A 17,128-nucleotide genomic window follows, 5' to 3' on the forward strand; every position below is an offset into this window, starting at 1 on the left:
ATGGTCGCCCAAAACCAATCGGGCCGCCACGCGGCGGTTCGATCTTTCGTGCGAATCTGCAAATCCACTCAGATCGCCCGATTCCGTGCCGACGGGATCAGGCGATACTTAGCGCCGTCCTTCTCGACATGACCGATCGATGGCAGCCGCGCCTGCGAGCAGGCGACGGCGATTGGGATCAGTCATGGAGAAGGCAATACCTTCTTTCGGTGACGTGCCGCCGCACGACACGTTTATTTGTTTGGGTTGATGAGGAATTTTTCGCCGGTGGCGCGTTTCGCGTACACCGCGATATTGGCGGGATCGAGCGCCTCGGCAAGCGACACCACCTTGGTGTAGTGGCTGGCAAAGGTGGTCTTGAGCTCGGAGGCGACACGCTGGCGCAGGCGGCCGATCTCGGCCGGCCCGATGTTCTGAAGGAACGGCGTCAGCAGCCAGCCGCCGACGCCCCAGCTCAGGCCGAACGACCGGCTCAGCTCGGTCGGACGCGGGTCGAGACTGCCGTAGATGTAGACATGCTTGTACACGTTGGAGCCGTAGCGGCTGTATTCCTTCGCGGTCTTGTTGGCCGCGACCTCCATCGCCGTGAGAATCTGGCTTGCGAGCTTGCCGCCGCCGATGGCATCGAAGGCGATCGTGGCACCGGTCTCGACCAGCGCATTGGTGAGATCGTCCATGAAGCTTGGCGCGCTGGAATCGACGACGTGCTTGGCGCCGATCTTGTGCAGGATGTCGGCCTGCTCCTTGCTGCGGACGATATTGACGAGGCCGATGCCGTCCTTGATGCAGATCTTGTTGAGCATCTGGCCGAGGTTCGAGGCCGCGGCCGTGTGCACCAGCGCCTTGTGGTTCTCGCGCCGCATCGTCTCGGTCATGCCGAGCGCGGTCAGCGGATTGACGAACCAGGACGCACCGTCGGCGGCCGTGGTGCCCGCCGGCAACTCCATGACGTCGCGGACCTTGAGCACGCGGTACTGGGTGTACATGGCGCCCCCGATCATCGACACCGTCTTGCCCATCAGCGCTTTCGCAGCATCCGAGGCGCCGGTGCGGATCACCGTGCCGGCGCCCTCGTTGCCGACCGGCAGTGACTGGTCGAACCTCGCCGCCATCATCCGCATCGCGGCCTCCGGCATCGTCGCGGTGATGACCGGCATCTCCTTGGTGCCGGACGCCTTGGCGGCCGACATGTCGGCGGCGCCGATCAGCAGGCCGAGATCGGACGGATTGATCGGCGTCGCCTCGACGCGGACGACGACCTCGTCGTCCGCCGGCTCCGGGGTCGGGACATTCACGAGGGACAATTCCAGCTCGCCGCTCTTCTTGAGCAGCGAACGCAATTGCAGTCCGGTCTTGCCGTCGCTCATGTCCGATCCTCCCCTGTGTTGTTGGAGCATTGAATTGCTGGCTTATGCCAGCGCCTTCAGTGCCGCCTTGCCGCCATAGAGCGCCTGCTTGCCGAGCTGCTGCTCGATGCGCAGGAGCTGGTTGTATTTGGCGGTGCGATCGGAACGCGCAAGGGAGCCGGTCTTGATCTGACCGCAATTGGTGGCGACCGCGAGGTCGGCGATGGTGGAATCCTCGGTCTCGCCGGAGCGGTGCGACATGACGGAGGTGTAGCCGGCCTTGTGCGCCATCTCGACCGCGGCGAGGGTCTCGGTCAGCGTGCCGATCTGGTTGACCTTGATCAGGATCGAGTTGGCGCGGCCGGCCTTGATGCCCTCGGCGAGGCGTTTGACGTTGGTGACGAAGAGGTCGTCGCCGACCAGCTGGCACTTCTTGCCGATGAGATCGGTGAGCTCCTTCCAGCCGTCCATGTCGTCTTCCGACATGCCGTCCTCGATGGTCACGATCGGATAGCGCGACACGAGGTCGGCAAGGTACTTGGCCTGTTCGGACACCGAGCGCGTCTTGCCCTCGCCTTCATAGACATACTTGCCGTCCCTGAAGAACTCGGTCGAGGCGCAGTCGAGGCCGAGCACGATGTCGGCCCCTGCCTTGAAGCCGGCCTTGCCGATCGCGTTCACGACGAACTCCAGCGCGGCATCCGCCGATGGCAGGTTCGGCGCAAAACCCCCCTCGTCGCCGACATTTGTGTTGTGACCTGCCTTCTTCAGCTCCGACTTCAGCGTGTGGAAGACTTCCGCGCCGTAACGCAGGCCCTCGGCGAAGGAGGACGCGCCGACAGGCAGGATCATGAATTCCTGGAAATCGATCGGGTTGTCGGCGTGCACGCCGCCATTGATGATGTTCATCATCGGCACCGGCAAGAGCCGCGCCGCGGTGCCGCCGACGTAGCGGTAGAGCGGCATGTCGAGCGAGTTCGCCGCGGCCTTGGCGCAGGCGAGCGAGACGCCAAGAATGGCGTTGGCGCCGAGACGGCTCTTGTTCGGGGTGCCGTCAAGATCGATCATGATCTGGTCGATCTGGGCCTGCTGCTCGACATCGAGGCCGCTGAGAGCCTCGAAGATCTCACCATTGACGGCGCCGACCGCCTTGGTCACGCCCTTGCCGAGATAGCGGGCCTTGTCGCCGTCGCGCAGTTCCACCGCCTCATGGGCACCGGTGGAGGCGCCGGATGGCACGGCAGCGCGGCCAAGCGCGCCATCTTCCAACACGACGTCGACCTCGACGGTGGGATTGCCCCGGCTATCGAGAATTTCACGGCCGATGATGTCGATGATGGCGGTCATGGTGTGCACTTCCGTTCGTTAGGGCTGATCGGTGTCGCGGGTCTTACACGGGCCGCAAGCAAATGTGAACGCTTGGACGGCGCGGTTCGACTGACGCGTGAAGTGGGTCGGACTAAGCTTGACCCTGCCTGATCTGCGCGTCCAACCTCAAACTGAGACAGTCGGGGTAACGCCATGAATCGTCGCCAGTTTCTTGCCTCGAGCGCCGCCCTCCTCGCGACCCGCCCAAGTTTTGCGCAGGAGGGTGCATTCCGGACAAAATATTTCCCCATTAGCGCCGGCATCGGCCTGCACGACCTCGCTCCCGCGCCCGACGGCTCGGTCTGGTTCACGGCCCAGGGCACGGGCCTGCTCGGCAGGCTCGATCCCCGGGATGGCAGCTTCAAGACCGTCAGCCTCGGCCAGGGCGCCGCTCCGCACGGCGTGACCATCGGGCCCGACGGCGCGCCCTGGATCACCGAGGGCGGCCAGAACGCGATCGCGCGGGTCGCCCCCGATGACCTCAAGGTCACGCTGTTCCGCCTGCCGGAAAAGTTCGCCTCCGCCAATCTCAACACCGGCGTGTTCGACAAGACCGGCACCTATTGGTTCACCGGTCAATCCGGCTATTACGGCCGCCTCAAGCCGACATCGGGCGAGATGGACGTATTCAAGGCGCCGAAGGGCGTCGGCCCCTACGGCATCGCCGTGACGCCCAAGGGCGACGTCTGGTACGCCTCGCTCGCCGGCAGCTACATCGCCAGGATCGACCTTGCGACCGGCAGCGCCAGCGTGGTCGAACCGCCGACGCCGGGCCAGGGCGCGCGGCGGGTCTGGTCGGATTCGAAGAGCCGGATCTGGGTCAGCGAGTGGAATAGCGGACACGTGTCGGTGCACGATCCCGCCGACGGCTCATGGAAAACGTGGAAGCTACCGGGCGAACGTCCCCGCACCTACGCGGTCTATGTCGACGACAAGGACAAGGTCTGGCTCACCGATTTCTCAGCCAACGCGATCGTCCGCTTCGATCCCGCCACGGAGACATTCAACGTGTTCGCGAGCGACAAGCCCAATGCCAATGTCCGCCAGCTCGACGGCCGCCCCGGCGAACTCTGGGGCTGCGAGTCCGGCAACGACCGCATCGTCATGATCCAGACCATCGCCGGTTGACGACGAGCCCGTTTGCGTCCATCCCGGCAGCCGAACAGGATGTGACGACGATGGCGAAAAAATCCCTCCAGCTTGGCCGCGCGGTGGAATGGCCACACACGCCGGAAGAAGCCCAGCTCGATCGCGTGCCCAATCCGCAAAAGGGCACCGACTATCTGGTGCGCTTCACCGTGCCGGAATTCACCTCGCTCTGCCCGGTCACGGGGCAGCCGGATTTCGCGCATCTGATGATCGACTACGCGCCGGGCCAGTGGCTGCTGGAGTCCAAATCGCTCAAGCTCTATATCGCGAGCTTCCGTAATCACGGCGCCTTCCACGAGGACTGCACCGTGATGATCGGCAAGCGTATCGCGAGCGAGATCAAGCCGAAATGGCTGCGCATCGGCGGCTACTGGTATCCGCGCGGCGGCATCCCGATCGACGTGTTCTGGCAGACCGGCCGCGTGCCGAAGGGCCTGTGGGTGCCCGAGCAAGGCGTCGCGCCGTATCGCGGGCGGGGCTAGCGCGAGCTCAACCACAGAACGGCGCGTCCATGATGCGGCGCTCGCCGTGGCAAGCAGAGCCGCTGTTGACCGTTCGTTCCCGGAAAAATAAGGCCGGTAGCTCGATAATCCGTCAGCCCCGCGCGTCAGCCGGCGCGCGCGGTTTGAGCAATTGCGCGCAGGCGACGCCCAGCAGCACCATGATCGCGGCGCTCACGCTCAGGGTCGAAACCTTGCCGGCATGCTGGAGGCCGAAGCCGTAGGCGATCGGGCCGACCGTCTGCCCCATGAAGAAGAAGAACGAATGCAGGGACATCGCCGTCGCCCGCGCGCCGATCGACAGCTCGCTGGCGAACACCTGCAAGCAGCCATGGATCATGTAGAAGCCCCAGCCCATCGCCAGCATGCTGGCGAATTGCAGCTTCCATCCAGGACCGAAGGCAAGCACGCCGAGCTGCAGGGCGACGAGGCTCGCGCCCGCGATCATCATGCCCTTGACGCCAAGCCAAGGCAGGAAGCGCGAGACCGTGAACGTGTAGAACAGTCCGCCGATGGCAAACCCCGCGATCACGATGCCTGCGATCGACAGCGACTTCTCGCCGAGATCAAACAGCAGCGCGGCGATGAACGGAAACAGCCCGAACACGCAGCAGCCCTCGACGAACACCGCCGAGTAGCAATAGCGCGTGTTGGGATTGGCGAAGATGGTGCGGTAGCCCTGGCGCAAGGTCTTCAGGTCGGTTTTCGGCGGCGCGGTCAGCGCGGCACCGCGGAATCCGGCGGCCACCGCAACGGCCGCGATCAGGCCGAGCGCGCCGAGGATCATGAGCACACCGCGCCAGCCGGTGAGATCGCCGATGATGCCGGAAGCACTCGCACCGAGCAGATTGCCGGTCATCGACCCCGCCAGCGTGCGCCCGATCGCGACCTGCCGCTTGGCCGGCGCGACGAGGTCAGCGGTGAGACCGAGCGCAACCGGAAACACGCCGCCGGAGGCGATGCCGGCCAGAATGCGGCTCGCGAACAGGCCCGAGAAGGTCGTCGCGATCGCGCCGAGAACGCAGGAGGCCCCGAGCAGAGCCAGACACAGCGTCATCAGGCGCGCCTTGCCGAACAGATCGGCAGCCGCGCCGATCACGGGCTGAACCAGCGCGTAGATCAAGGCATAGCCCGCCGCGATGCTGGCGGCCGTCGTGATGCTGACCGAGAAATCCTCGGCGACACGCGGCAGGACCGGATCGAGCGCGCGCGTCGACAACGCCGCCGAGAAGCTGGCGAGCGCGATAATGTTGATCGCGGGCGGAAACTTCTGGTCGGAGGACGGCCGGGTCACAGGCTGGTGCATCAGCGCGTGATGCCCTTTGACGTATTCCGTGACGTATTCTTGGCCAGCGCGTCGAACGCCATCAGCCCAGCGATCAGCCCCTCGAACTCGCGCAGCGGCACCATGTTCGGGCCGTCGGAGGGCGCGCGATCGGGATCGGGATGGGTTTCGATGAAGACGCCGGCAACGCCAACCGCCACCGCCGCGCGCGCGAGCACCGGGACGAATTCGCGCTCGCCGCCCGAGGACGTCCCTTTGCCGCCGGGCTGCTGCACCGAATGGGTCGCATCGAAGATCACCGGCGCACCGGTCGTGCGCGCCAGGATCGGCAGCGCGCGCATGTCGGAGACCAGCGTATTGTAGCCGAACGACGCGCCGCGCTCCGTGACCAGCACATTCGGATTGTTCGCGCCCGTGATCTTGGTCACGACATTGGCCATGTCCCAGGGCGCGAGGAACTGGCCCTTCTTGACGTTGACCACCTTGCCGCTCGCGGCCGCAGCAAGAAGCAGATCGGTCTGCCGGCACAGGAACGCCGGGATCTGCAGGATGTCGACGGCCTGCGCCACCTCGGCGCATTGCGCGGCCTCGTGCACGTCGGTCAGAACCGGCAGGCCGAGCGATGACCGGATCTCGGCGAAGATCGGCAGCGACTGTGAAAGGCCAAGGCCGCGTGCGGCGGACGCGCTGGTGCGGTTGGCCTTGTCGAAGGAGGTCTTGTAGACGAGGCCGATCTTGAGCCGGTCGGCGATCTCCTTCAGCGCGGAGGCCACCTCCAGCGCATGCTGCCGGCTCTCGAGCTGGCAGGGCCCGGCAATGATCGAAATCGGCAGATCATTGCCGAATTTGACCGTGCCAATGGTGACGACTGGCGCTGCTGAATTCGAAGAGCTCAAGGCAAATCCCTCGTTTCGGCGCGACCATAGCCGCCATGAGGGTCGGATCAACCCCATTCGACCCGGGCGGTCAGAATATCAGGGTTGCGCCGGCGCTCCGGCGCCACCCTTGAATCGGCAGGTTCCTACTTCACCGCCGAGAAGGCCGTCGGGGTCAGGAGCTGGCTGACGATGTTGCCGACGATCTGGCCATCCGCTTCGCTCTCGGCGCGTGCTTTCATCCAGTCCGGATCGGTCGTGAACTTGCCCCACTTCGTCTCGCGCTCGGCGAGCGACTCCCAGGCCAGGAAATAGGTCAGCTCCTGGTTGGATTCGCCGATCAGCGTCGTGAAGAACCCGGCCTGCTTGATGCCGTGCTTTTCCCACAGCTTCAGGGTGACCGTCTCGAACCGCTTCAAGAGCGCCGGCAGGCGGCCGGGCACGCAGCGATAGATGCGCATTTCGTAGATCATTCTTGGCTCCTCCCTGAACAGGTCGGGCGGTTATAGCGGCTGGCCCCGACAGTGTCTTGCGCCCGGCCCGGGCGGCCCTGTGGCGTTCCGCGCATGGCTCGAGCTTCCGGCACTGAGGCAGACTCCCGCAATGCTGCCGCAATGATCGGGCCGCTAGAAAGGCTCAGTTGCGGTTCAGGTGCCCATGCATGCGGATCTTGCTCGTCGAGGATGAGGCGGAAATGGCTGGCGCGCTGGCGTCGGCGCTGAAGCGCTATGACATGGTGGTGGATCACGCCCCGACGCTCGCCGAGGCGGAGGAGGCCATTTCCGCCGATGTCCACGCCGCGGTCCTGCTCGACCGCCAGCTTCCCGATGGTGACGGCCTCGCGCTGATCCCCAAGCTTCGCGCGCGCGCCGACGGCGTGCCGATCATCGTCCTGACCGCGCGCGGCGAGCTCGCCGATCGCATTGCAGGCCTCGACAGCGGCGCCGATGATTATCTGGCCAAGCCGTTCGCGGTCGAGGAGCTGCTCGCACGCTTGCGCGCGGTACTGCGGCGGCCGGCGGGCCTCTCCCCGGAAATCATTCGCGCCGGGCGTCTCGCGTTCGATGTCGGCCATCGCGAGGCCAGCATCGACGGTGCGCCGTTCGAGCTGCCGCGCAGGGAGCTCCTGGTGCTCGAAGCCCTGATCCGCCGCATGGGGCGAACCGTGCTGCGCTCGGCGCTGGAAGAAGCGGTCTACAATTTCGACGACGAGATCCAGTCCAACGCGCTCGACACGCATGTCTCGCGGCTGCGGCGAAAGCTCGCGGACGCCGAGGCGGGCGTCGAGATCCACAGCATTCGCGGCGTCGGCTATCTCCTCAAGAAGCTGCCATGAGCAAACACCACGATCCCTACTGCCTGCGCTCGCGGCTGAGCTGGCGCCTGCTGTCGCTCCAGGCCGCTCTGCTCCTTGCACTGGTTGCCGTCGTGGTCGCAGCGTTATGCGCTTCGGGCTTCGTGCTCGCCGGGCGCGACGAGGACCGCGTCATCGATGTCGTCCAGCGCGCGCTCACGCGCGATGCGCAGGGCGCACTGGCCCTGCGGCCGACGGCCGAGCTGACGCAGTTGCGCAGCGAGACGCCCGACCTCTGGTTCCTGGTTCGCGACCGGCAGGGTCGCGTCCTCAGCGAAGGCCCTGTTCCGGCCGAATTCGCCGCGATCGGCGCCGGCCTCGATCAGATCAGCCAGGCACGGCTCGGCTGGCAGATGTTCGAAGACGATCCGCGCAAGCCGGCGGCGCGGCTGAAGCGGGTCGACACCGATGCCGGCAATGTGCAGGTCATCACGGCGACGCAGGGACGACTGACCGGCGCCAAGGCGCTGTTCACGACCTCACTGGCGTTCCTCGGCATCGCCCTGCCCGGCCTCCTCCTGATGGGGACGGCGACGTTCATCGCGACGCCGATGATCGTGCAGCGCGCGTTCAGGGGGCTCGATACCACCGCGGACGAGGCGCGGCGCATCGACATCCATCAGCGCGGCGCGCGGCTCTCCGTGGAGCAAATTCCGCTGGAAGTCGTGCCACTCGTGACTGCGGTCAATGATGCGCTGGCGCGCCTCGATCAGGGCTATGCGCGCCACAAGCGCTTCGTCGCCGACGCAGCCCACGAGCTACGCACACCGATCGCAATCCTGAACACGCGGCTGGAGTCGCTTGCCCCGGGGCCGGACAAGACCCGCCTGATCGAGGATGCCGCGCGGCTCGCAACGCTTGCCGATCAATTGCTCGACATCCAGCGGCTCGACCGCTGCGGTCATCCCTTCACGCGTGTCAATCTCGGCGCCGTCGCGCAAAGCGTCGCCGCCGATCTCGCACCGCTGGCAATCGCGGCCGGCTACGAGCTAGCGCTCGATGCCCCGCCGGCACCGATCGAGACGATCGGCGATGCGGCGGCGCTGGAGCGCGCGCTGACCAATCTCGTGCAGAACGCGATCCAGCACGGCCCGCGCCGCGGCATCATCGGAATTCGCGTGAGCAGCCCCGTGAGCATCGAGGTCACCGATGAAGGCGCCGGCATTCCCGCCGATCAGCGCGAACAGATTTTCGAGCCGTTCTATCGGCTGGCGCCGCTCGATCGCGGTGCCGGCCTCGGCCTCAACATGGTGCGCGAGATCGTGCAGCTGCATGGCGGCCACGTCTCGGTGACGGACGGGCCGGATGGCGGTGCCTGCTTCAGGATGACGCTGCCGTCGGCGCGGCAGATCTGATTCAATCCGCACCCGCTTCTGGCAGCGCAATGCTGTCGCAATGCGCCCGCGCAACACTGCATCCGTGGCACCTCTGATTTGTCGAGGTGCAAACCAAGATGCCGGAGTGCGCATGCCCAACGATTCTGTTTCGTTCTTCCTGTCCTGGATGTCGTCGCCGCGTCAGGTCGGCGCCATCGCACCATCGGGTGCGGCGCTTGCAGATCTCATCACGCGCGAGATCTCGGCAACGACAGGTCCGATCCTCGAGCTCGGTCCCGGCACCGGCGCGTTCACCTACAAGCTGCTCAAGCGCGGTGTCCGGCCGCAGGATCTGACGCTGATCGAATACGGCTCCGACTTCATGAAACTGCTGCAGATACGCTTTCCCGGTGCACGCGTGCTGTGGATGGACGCGGCCCGGCTCGCGACCGAACGCCTCTATGATGGCGCGCCCGTCGGCGCGGTCGTGAGCGGCCTGCCGATGCTCAACATGTCGAGGCGCAAGGTGATGTCGATCCTCAGCGGCGCGTTCAGCTATGTCCGCCCCGGCGGCGCGTTCTACCAGTTCACCTACGGCATGAGCTGCCCCGTGCCGCGGCCCGTGCTCGACCGGCTGGGCCTGCGCGCAAAGCTCGTGGACCGCGCGCTGCTGAACGTGCCGCCCGCCGCCGTCTACAGGCTGACGCGCCGGCCGCAGATGAAGTTGATCACGGGGTCGCTCGCGCCTGAACCATCAGCGCGGGTCGCGCTGGCGCCGATGCAGCAAGCGCGCGACTACTCCGCCGCGCGCTGAACCATCAGACCAACCGGCTCTGCACCATCGCCGCCTGGATGAACGAGGCGAACAGCGGGTGTGGCTCGAACGGCCGCGATTTCAGCTCGGGATGGAACTGCACGCCGATGAACCAGGGATGATCCTCGTACTCGACGATCTCAGGCAGCACGCCGTCGGGCGAGAGGCCGGAGAATTTCAGCCCGTGCTGCTCGAGGCGGTCCTTGTAGGCGGTGTTGACCTCGTAGCGGTGGCGGTGGCGCTCGGAAATTTCGGTCGCGCCGCCATAGACCTGCGAGACGCGGCTACCGCGGTTGAGCGTGGCCGGATAAGCGCCGAGCCGCATGGTGCCGCCGAGATCGCCGGCCTGCGAGCGCTTCTCGAGCTCGTTGCCGCGCAGCCATTCCGTCATCAGGCCCACCAAGGGCTCCTTGGTCGGGCCGAACTCGGTGGAGTTGGCGTCCTCGATGCCGACGAGATTGCGCGCCGCCTCGATCACCGCCATTTGCATGCCGAAGCAGATGCCGAAATACGGCACGTCGCGCTCGCGCGCGAACTGCGCCGCCTTGATCTTCCCCTCTGCGCCGCGCTGGCCGAAGCCGCCCGGCACCAGGATCCCGTTGACGTGCTCGAGGAACGGGGCCGGATCTTCCTTCTCGAAGATCTCGCTCTCGATCCAGTCGAGATTGACCTTCACCTTGTTGGCGATGCCGCCATGCGAGAGCGCCTCGATCAGCGACTTATACGCATCCTTCATGCCGGTGTATTTGCCGACGATGGCGATGGTGACGTTGCCTTCGGGATTGCGGATACGCTCGTTGATCTGCTGCCAGCTCTGCAGCACCGGCGGGATCCGCGAGCCGATGCCGAAGGCGGCGAGCACTTCGTCGTCGAGGCCTGCATTGTGGTAGGCCTCGGGGACGGCATAGATGTTGTCGACGTCGCGCGCCTCGATCACGGCGCTTTCGCGCACGTTGCAGAACAGCCCGAGCTTGCGCCGCTCTTCCTTCGGGATCTCGCGGTCGGTACGGCAGAGCAGGATGTCCGGCTGGATGCCGATCGAGCGAAGCTCCTTCACCGAGTGCTGCGTCGGCTTGGTCTTCAACTCACCCGCACTCGGGATGTAGGGCAGCAGCGTGAGATGGATGTAGACGGCGTGATCGCGCGGCAACTCGTTCTTGAGCTGGCGGATCGCCTCGAAGAACGGCAGGCCCTCGATGTCGCCGACGGTGCCGCCAATCTCGACCAGCACGAAATCGTACTCGTCGTTGCCGTCGAGGACGAACTCCTTGATGGCATTGGTGACGTGCGGCACCACCTGGATGGTCGCGCCGAGATAATCGCCGCGGCGCTCCTTGGAGATGATGTCCTGGTAGATGCGCCCCGTCGTGATGTTGTCGGCCTTGGTCGCCGGCCGGCCAGTGAAGCGCTCGTAGTGACCGAGGTCGAGATCGGTCTCCGCGCCGTCATCGGTCACGAACACTTCGCCGTGCTGATACGGCGACATCGTTCCGGGATCGAGGTTGAGATAGGGGTCGAGCTTGCGGAGACGGACCTTGTAGCCCCGGGCCTGCAACAGCGCACCGAGTGCCGCCGAAGCCAGACCCTTGCCGAGCGAGGAAACCACGCCGCCGGTGATGAATATGTACCGCGCCATGGGACTTAACCTCTAATCCCTCGAATTCGATTCGCCAAAGCGATTCGTATTCCGCCCCAAAGATTCTGCGGGCCTGTGGGTGATCCGAAACGGAGAATGCTGACAGGGCCTTGATGGGGATTGTTGATGCAGGACGGTAGCCACCGCCCTGCATGGCCCCCTTGCTTTATTGCGAGCGCGGCACCTGCGGGCCTGACGGCGCCTGGTTCTGCTGCTGCTCGTCGGCCTTCTTCAGCGTGTCGAGGATGCCGCCCGAGGCCGGCGCCGAGATCGGCGCGCCGCCGGCCGGCTGGCTCTGCGAGGCCGGCTGGCCGATGATCGACGAGGGCGCGCGGCTATATCCGGCATACCAGGACAGGAACAGGCTGGTGATGAAGAACCCGGCGGCGAGGATCGCGGTGGTCCGCGTCAACAGGTTCGCGGTGCCGCGGCTCGACATGAATCCCGCGCCGCCGCCCATACCGAGGCCGCCGCCTTCCGACTTCTGGAGCAGGACGGCGCCGATCATGATGGCGACGATCATGAGGTGGATGACGATGACAACGGTCTGCATAATGTCCTTCCGTCACAAGCGGGCAGCGCCTGACGGCGGCCGGTCGCGCTTCGCGGGTTTTCCTGAAGTTGCGCGGTGTTACACGATCGGGAGGGGCATTGCCACCCCCGATCGGGCTCATACCAACGGTTTGAAATGAGCTAGCGGCAGCCCTTGGCAATCGCAAGGAAATCGGCCGCCTTCAGGCTCGCACCGCCAACCAAGGCACCGTTGACGTTCTTAACCGCCATCAGCTCGGCTGCGTTCGAGGGCTTGACCGAGCCGCCGTAGAGGATGCGCATCCTGGCGCCCTCAGCCTTGAACCGGGAGGTCAGGAGTTCCCGGATAAAACCATGAATTTGCTCGACATCCTGCGCCGTGGGGGTAACACCAGTGCCGATGGCCCAGACCGGCTCGTAGGCCACGACCAGATTGGCGGCGGTAGAACCGTCCGGCAGCGATCCGTCCAGCTGGCCGCGCAGGATATCGAGGGTCTGGCCGGCATCGCGCTGGCTTTGCGTCTCGCCGATGCAGACGATCGCGACCAAGCCCGCCCGCCACGCGGCTTCCGCCTTCTGCCTGACAAGCGCATCGCCCTCGCCATGGTCGGCGCGGCGCTCGGAATGGCCGACGATGATGGCGCTCGCCCCCGCATCGGCCAGCATTTCGGCGGCGATATCGCCGGTATGGGCGCCTGAGGCCTTGGGGTGGCAATCCTGGGCTCCCACCCCAACCTTGTTGCCGCGCGCCTTCTCGGCAAATGAGGCGACCAGGGTCGCCGGCGGGCAGACCAGCAGGTCGGCCTTGGCGGCCACATCTGCCGCGCCGTTGAGCATGGCTTCGAATTCGGCAGCCGAACCTTTCAGGCCGTTCATTTTCCAGTTCCCGGCGATCAGGGGTCGGATGGGGTCGGTCATGTCGGTTTCCAGCAAAATGAGGTTTGCGCATGCGCTAGCAGAGCTGTCGCGGCAGTTCCAGATTCTTGTTTTGACGCGTGTTCCTGATGCGAAGCGGGTCCACTTCGCTGGAAAACGCTCCGGGGCTTTTAACCGCAGCTCCCGGGGGACCGCCTGACCTGAGGTTGCGGGGGCAAAGCCGCCACTTTATGATGATTGATCAATTTGGTGAGGCGCTTTTGCGGAATCTGCATTAAGACGCGCTCCCGTTCCCCTCCTGACCAAAACAAGTTGGACCAAATGCTTCGAGGAATGCGCAAGGCCTCATCAAACTGGGTCGGCAAGACCATTATGGCGATCGTGATGGGCGTGCTGATCATCAGCTTCGGCATTTGGGGCATCGCCGACATCTTCCGCGGCTTCGGTCAGTCCACGGTGGCCAAGATCGGCCACACCGAGATCTCGCTGAACGAGTTCCGCCAGACCTACACCGATCGCCTGCAGCAGATCAGCCGCCAGTTCGGCCGTCCGCTGACGCCTGACCAGGCGCGCGCCTTCGGTCTCGACCGCCAGGTGCTCCAACAGACCATCGCGGAGGCCGCGCTCGACGAAGAAGCTCGCCGGCTCGGGCTCGGCCAGTCCGACGAGCAGATCCGCCAGGTCATCATGAACGACCCCAATTTCAAGGGCGTCGACGGCAAGTTCGACGCCAACCGCTTCCAGGCCTTGATCCGCAATTTCGGCTACACCGAGCAGCGCTACGTCTCCGAGCAGCGCAAGGTGTCGCTGCGCCGGCAGCTCACCGGCACGATCGGCGCCGGCCTCGAGCCGCCGAAGGCGATGATCGACGTGCTGACACGGTTCCAGAACGAGCAGCGCGCCATCGAGTTCGTAAGACTCGATGCCGCGCAGGCGGGCCCGATCGATCCGCCCTCGCCCGAGGCGCTCGCCGCCTATTTCGAGGATCACAAGGTCCAATTCCGCGCGCCCGAATATCGCAAGATCGCCTTCGTCGTGGTCTCGCCGGAGGAGATCGGCAAGTGGACCGAGGTGTCGGACGAGGACGCCAGGAAGGTGTTCGAGCAGCGCAAGGACCGCTTCGGCACGGCCGAGAAGCGCCAGATCCAGCAACTCGTATTCCCGAACGCCGCCGAGGCGCAGGCCGCTCGCGAGCGCCTCGTCGGCGGCATGTCGTTCGAAGATCTCGGCAAGGAGCGCGGGCTGAGCGCCTCGGACGTCGACCTTGGGCTCGTGACCAAATCCTCGCTCGACCCCGCCGTCGGGAATGCCGCCTTCGAGCTGCCCGCCGGTGAGATCAGCCAGCCGATCCAGGGCGCTCTCGGCGTCTCCATCGTCAAGGTCGAGAAGATCGAGCCCGGCGTCGAGCCGGACTTTGCAAAGGTCGCAGCCGACATCAAGCGCGAGATCGCCACCGAGCGCGCCCGCGTCAAGGTCGCCGATCTCCGCGACAAGATGGAAGACGAGCGCGGTGGCGGCTCCAGCGTGATCGACGCGGCGCAGAAGCTCGGCCTCACTGCCGTGACCATCGACGCCGTCGACCGTTCCGGCCGCGCGCCCAACGGCCAGCCGGTCGCCAACATCCCGCAGGGGCTCGATGTGGTGTCGCAGGCCTTCAACACCGATGTCGGCGTCGACAACGACTCGATCTCGTTCAAGGGCGGCTATGTCTGGTACGACGTGCTCGCCATCACGCCCTCGCGCGACCGCAATCTCGACGAGGTCCGTGACCAGGTCGAGGCGCGCTGGCGCCAGGACCAGATCGCCGCCAAGCTGAAGGCCAAGGCGACCGAGATGGTGCAGAAGCTCGAAGCCGGCGGCAAGCTCGCCGATGTGGCCTCCGCGATCGGTGTCAAGGTCGAGACCGCCTCGCCCTTCAAGCGCGATGACTCGCCCGCAGGCGTGCCCGCGGCCATCGTGGCGGCCGCCTTCCGCACCGCCAAGGATGGCGTCGTGCAGTCGCCCGTCAGCGGCGGCAGCGAGGTGATCGTCTTCCGCGTCACCGACATCATCGACCCCACGGTCGATGCCGCCTCGGATGCGGTCAAGAAGCTGAAGGACAGCCTCGACCGCGCGCTCACTGACGAGCAGGTTGCCGCCTACGTCAACAAGCTTGAAACCGACATCGGGACCACCATTAATCAGGCCGCCTTCGCGCAGGTGACCGGCGCGAACCAGTGAGTTGAAAGCACGCGATGGACGACCTGAAATCGATCATTGGAAAAGTGGCGACCGGCGCCAGCCTGTCGCGTGAAGAAGCCGCTTCCGCCTTCGACGCCATGATGTCCGGCGAGGCAACGCCCTCGCAGATGGGCGGTCTGCTGATGGCGCTCAGGGTCCGCGGCGAGACCGTGGACGAGATCACTGGCGCGGTGTCGGCGATGCGCTCCAAGATGCTCACGGTCGATGCGCCAGAAGATGCCGTCGACATCGTCGGCACCGGCGGCGACGGCTCCGGTTCGGTCAACGTCTCGACCTGCGCCTCCTTCATCGTCTCGGGCGCCGGCCTGCCGGTCGCCAAGCACGGCAACCGGGCGCTGTCGTCGCGCTCGGGTGCCGCCGACGTGCTGGCCTCGCTCGGCGTCAAGATCGATCTGCGGCCGGAGCAGGTGGGCCGCTGCGTGCGCGAATGCGGCATCGGCTTCATGTTTGCACCCGCCCATCATCCCGCGATGAAGAACGTCGGCCCGACCCGGGTCGAGCTTGCGACGCGCACGATCTTCAACCTGCTCGGGCCCCTGTCCAACCCGGCCGGCGTGAAGCGGCAGATGGTCGGCGTGTTCTCCAGGCAATGGGTGCAGCCGCTGGCGCAGGTGCTCAAGAACCTCGGCTCGGAATCCGCCTGGGTCGTACACGGCTCCGACGGTCTCGACGAGATCACCCTCACCGGCCCGACCTTCGTCTCCGCCCTCCACAACGGCGAGATCCGGAATTTCGAGGTGAGGCCGGAAGAGGCCGGCCTGTCGCGCTGCGAGCCCGGCGCGCTCAAGGGCGGTGACGCCGATGCCAACGCGGTCGCGCTGCAAAACGTGCTTGACGGCAAGCCGAGCCCCTATCGCGACGTCGCGCTGATGAATGCCGCCGCCGCGCTGGTGGTGGCCGGCCGCGCCAGGGATCTGAAGGAAGGCGTCGCGATCGGCGCGAAATCGCTCGACAGCGGCGCGGCAAATGCGCGGCTGAAGCATCTGATCGCGGTCTCGAACGGCTGAGTTTCCCATGTCGGACATCCTGACCAAGATCGAAGCCTACAAGCGCGAGGAGATCGCCGCCGCCAAGCGCGCGCAGCCGCTCTCGGAAGTCGAGGCCCGGGCGAAGGCGCAAGCCGCTCCCCGCGGCTTCGTGCGCGCCATCAGGGCCAAGCATGCCAATGGTGACTTCGCGCTGATCGCGGAAGTGAAGAAGGCCTCGCCCTCCAAGGGTCTGATCCGCGCCGACTTCGATCCGCCTGTGCTCGCCAAGGCCTATGAGGCCGGCGGCGCGGCCTGTCTGTCGGTGCTGACCGACACGCCCTCGTTCCAGGGCCATCTCGACTTCATGGTGGCCGCACGCGCGGCGACGTCGCTGCCGGTGCTGCGCAAGGATTTCATGTTCGACACCTATCAGGTGGCGGAAGCGCGCGCGCACGGCGCCGACTGCATCCTGATCATCATGGCGGCGCTGGACGATGCCACTGCCAAGGATCTCGAAGATGCAGCGCTCGCCTACGGCATGGACGTGCTGATCGAGATCCACGACCGTGCCGAGCTCGAGCGCGCGCTGAAACTCCGCTCGCCGATGATCGGCGTCAACAACCGTAACCTGCGCACCTTCGAGACCACGCTCGCGACCAGCGAGGCGCTGGCGCCGCTGATCCCCGGCGAGCGGCTGATGGTCGGCGAGAGCGGCATCTTCGCGCCCGCAGACCTCGCGCGGCTCGAGCGCGTCGGCATGTCGACCTTCCTGGTCGGCGAAAGCCTGATGCGGCAGGCCGACGTGACTGCCGCCACGCGTGCGCTGCTCACGCGTGAGACCGCAGCGCGCGCCACGGGCACGCGCTGAC

Annotated in this window: 16 protein-coding genes; 8 read left to right on the forward strand and 8 right to left on the reverse strand. The window is 65.8% G+C overall.

Going from position 1 to position 17,128, the window contains the following annotated elements:
- Window positions 1–233: 233 nt before the first annotated feature.
- Together AC5V87_RS22145 and eno are read right to left on the reverse strand one after the other, a co-directional pair.
- Complete coding sequence (locus tag AC5V87_RS22145; protein WP_495367753.1) at window positions 234–1,367, reverse strand: zinc-binding dehydrogenase; 1,134 nt, start codon at window positions 1,365–1,367, stop codon at window positions 234–236.
- 42 nt (window positions 1,368–1,409) lie between these two features.
- On the reverse strand, window positions 1,410–2,693 hold the full coding sequence (gene eno / locus AC5V87_RS22150) for a phosphopyruvate hydratase (protein ID WP_495367754.1): 1,284 nt from the start codon (window positions 2,691–2,693) through the stop codon (window positions 1,410–1,412).
- Window positions 2,694–2,867: 174 nt separating this feature from the next.
- Between eno and AC5V87_RS22155 the strand changes: the two genes are divergently transcribed.
- Both AC5V87_RS22155 and queF read left to right on the forward strand, forming a co-directional pair.
- Window positions 2,868–3,842 carry a Vgb family protein gene (locus AC5V87_RS22155; RefSeq protein WP_495367755.1) on the forward strand — a complete coding sequence of 325 codons (975 nt, stop codon included), beginning with the start codon at window positions 2,868–2,870 and terminating at the stop codon, window positions 3,840–3,842.
- A 50-nt stretch (window positions 3,843–3,892) separates the two neighbouring features.
- Complete coding sequence (gene queF / locus AC5V87_RS22160) at window positions 3,893–4,345, forward strand: preQ(1) synthase (protein ID WP_165424973.1); 453 nt, start codon at window positions 3,893–3,895, stop codon at window positions 4,343–4,345.
- Between the two features lie 112 nt (window positions 4,346–4,457).
- Here queF and AC5V87_RS22165 read toward each other — a convergent pair whose 3' ends face one another.
- From AC5V87_RS22165 to AC5V87_RS22175, 3 genes are all read right to left on the reverse strand, one after another.
- Window positions 4,458–5,669, reverse strand: a complete 1,212-nt coding sequence (locus AC5V87_RS22165; RefSeq protein ID WP_495367756.1) for an MFS transporter — start codon at window positions 5,667–5,669, stop codon at window positions 4,458–4,460.
- Window positions 5,669–6,544 carry a 3-deoxy-8-phosphooctulonate synthase gene (kdsA, locus tag AC5V87_RS22170; protein WP_495367757.1) on the reverse strand — a complete coding sequence of 292 codons (876 nt, stop codon included), beginning with the start codon at window positions 6,542–6,544 and terminating at the stop codon, window positions 5,669–5,671. Before kdsA ends, AC5V87_RS22165 begins: the two co-directional genes overlap by 1 nt.
- 125 nt (window positions 6,545–6,669) lie before the next feature.
- Entirely contained in the window at window positions 6,670–6,996 is a 327-nt protein-coding gene (locus AC5V87_RS22175) for an NIPSNAP family protein (protein ID WP_495367758.1), read from the reverse strand.
- 188 nt (window positions 6,997–7,184) lie between these two features.
- On the opposite strand from AC5V87_RS22175, the gene AC5V87_RS22180 reads away from it, so the two are divergent.
- From AC5V87_RS22180 to AC5V87_RS22190, 3 genes are all read left to right on the forward strand, one after another.
- Window positions 7,185–7,859 carry a response regulator gene (locus AC5V87_RS22180; RefSeq protein WP_495367759.1) on the forward strand — a complete coding sequence of 225 codons (675 nt, stop codon included), beginning with the start codon at window positions 7,185–7,187 and terminating at the stop codon, window positions 7,857–7,859.
- Window positions 7,856–9,232, forward strand: coding sequence for a sensor histidine kinase (locus AC5V87_RS22185; RefSeq protein ID WP_495367760.1), 1,377 nt, complete (start codon window positions 7,856–7,858; stop codon window positions 9,230–9,232). Before AC5V87_RS22180 ends, AC5V87_RS22185 begins: the two co-directional genes overlap by 4 nt.
- A 112-nt stretch (window positions 9,233–9,344) precedes the next feature.
- Window positions 9,345–10,007 (forward strand): class I SAM-dependent methyltransferase, encoded by a 663-nt coding sequence (locus tag AC5V87_RS22190; protein WP_495367761.1) that lies wholly within the window; start codon window positions 9,345–9,347, stop codon window positions 10,005–10,007.
- Window positions 10,008–10,011: 4 nt separating this feature from the next.
- Here AC5V87_RS22190 and pyrG read toward each other — a convergent pair whose 3' ends face one another.
- From pyrG to tpiA, 3 genes are all read right to left on the reverse strand, one after another.
- Window positions 10,012–11,643 (reverse strand): CTP synthase, encoded by a 1,632-nt coding sequence (gene pyrG / locus AC5V87_RS22195; protein WP_456838276.1) that lies wholly within the window; start codon window positions 11,641–11,643, stop codon window positions 10,012–10,014.
- 166 nt (window positions 11,644–11,809) lie between these two features.
- Window positions 11,810–12,196 carry a preprotein translocase subunit SecG gene (secG, locus tag AC5V87_RS22200; RefSeq protein WP_456838275.1) on the reverse strand — a complete coding sequence of 129 codons (387 nt, stop codon included), beginning with the start codon at window positions 12,194–12,196 and terminating at the stop codon, window positions 11,810–11,812.
- Between the two features lie 140 nt (window positions 12,197–12,336).
- Window positions 12,337–13,092, reverse strand: coding sequence for a triose-phosphate isomerase (gene tpiA, locus AC5V87_RS22205; RefSeq protein ID WP_495367762.1), 756 nt, complete (start codon window positions 13,090–13,092; stop codon window positions 12,337–12,339).
- A 279-nt stretch (window positions 13,093–13,371) separates the two neighbouring features.
- On the opposite strand from tpiA, the gene AC5V87_RS22210 reads away from it, so the two are divergent.
- The 3 genes from AC5V87_RS22210 to trpC are packed head-to-tail and all read left to right on the forward strand — an operon-like array spanning window position 13,372 to window position 17,127.
- A complete protein-coding gene (locus AC5V87_RS22210) occupies window positions 13,372–15,270 on the forward strand; it encodes a SurA N-terminal domain-containing protein (RefSeq protein WP_495367763.1) in 1,899 nt (632 codons plus the stop codon).
- A 14-nt stretch (window positions 15,271–15,284) separates the two neighbouring features.
- Entirely contained in the window at window positions 15,285–16,298 is a 1,014-nt protein-coding gene (trpD, locus tag AC5V87_RS22215) for an anthranilate phosphoribosyltransferase (RefSeq protein WP_456838272.1), read from the forward strand.
- Between the two features lie 7 nt (window positions 16,299–16,305).
- The gene (gene trpC / locus AC5V87_RS22220) at window positions 16,306–17,127 is read left to right on the forward strand and encodes an indole-3-glycerol phosphate synthase TrpC (RefSeq protein WP_456838271.1); all 822 of its coding nucleotides are present in this window, start codon (window positions 16,306–16,308) and stop codon (window positions 17,125–17,127) included.
- The last annotated feature ends 1 nt before the right edge of the window (window position 17,128 follow it).

This window comes from Bradyrhizobium sp. SOJA106 (genome assembly GCF_059448745.1).

Bases quoted from the DNA above. Each gene is read 5' to 3' on its own strand.
- AC5V87_RS22175 (WP_495367758.1), bottom strand. From the start codon at position 6,996: ATGATCTACGAAATGCGCATCTATCGCTGCGTGCCCGGCCGCCTGCCG.
- trpC (WP_456838271.1), top strand. From the start codon at position 16,306: ATGTCGGACATCCTGACCAAGATCGAAGCCTACAAGCGCGAGGAGATC.
- AC5V87_RS22210 (WP_495367763.1), top strand. From the start codon at position 13,372: ATGCTTCGAGGAATGCGCAAGGCCTCATCAAACTGGGTCGGCAAGACC.
- eno (WP_495367754.1), bottom strand. From the start codon at position 2,693: ATGACCGCCATCATCGACATCATCGGCCGTGAAATTCTCGATAGCCGG.
- queF (WP_165424973.1), top strand. From the start codon at position 3,893: ATGGCGAAAAAATCCCTCCAGCTTGGCCGCGCGGTGGAATGGCCACAC.
- AC5V87_RS22155 (WP_495367755.1), top strand. From the start codon at position 2,868: ATGAATCGTCGCCAGTTTCTTGCCTCGAGCGCCGCCCTCCTCGCGACC.
- AC5V87_RS22145 (WP_495367753.1), bottom strand. From the start codon at position 1,367: ATGAGCGACGGCAAGACCGGACTGCAATTGCGTTCGCTGCTCAAGAAG.
- tpiA (WP_495367762.1), bottom strand. From the start codon at position 13,092: ATGACCGACCCCATCCGACCCCTGATCGCCGGGAACTGGAAAATGAAC.
- AC5V87_RS22190 (WP_495367761.1), top strand. From the start codon at position 9,345: ATGCCCAACGATTCTGTTTCGTTCTTCCTGTCCTGGATGTCGTCGCCG.
- trpD (WP_456838272.1), top strand. From the start codon at position 15,285: ATGGACGACCTGAAATCGATCATTGGAAAAGTGGCGACCGGCGCCAGC.
- AC5V87_RS22180 (WP_495367759.1), top strand. From the start codon at position 7,185: ATGCGGATCTTGCTCGTCGAGGATGAGGCGGAAATGGCTGGCGCGCTG.
- pyrG (WP_456838276.1), bottom strand. From the start codon at position 11,643: ATGGCGCGGTACATATTCATCACCGGCGGCGTGGTTTCCTCGCTCGGC.
- secG (WP_456838275.1), bottom strand. From the start codon at position 12,196: ATGCAGACCGTTGTCATCGTCATCCACCTCATGATCGTCGCCATCATG.
- AC5V87_RS22185 (WP_495367760.1), top strand. From the start codon at position 7,856: ATGAGCAAACACCACGATCCCTACTGCCTGCGCTCGCGGCTGAGCTGG.
- AC5V87_RS22165 (WP_495367756.1), bottom strand. From the start codon at position 5,669: ATGCACCAGCCTGTGACCCGGCCGTCCTCCGACCAGAAGTTTCCGCCC.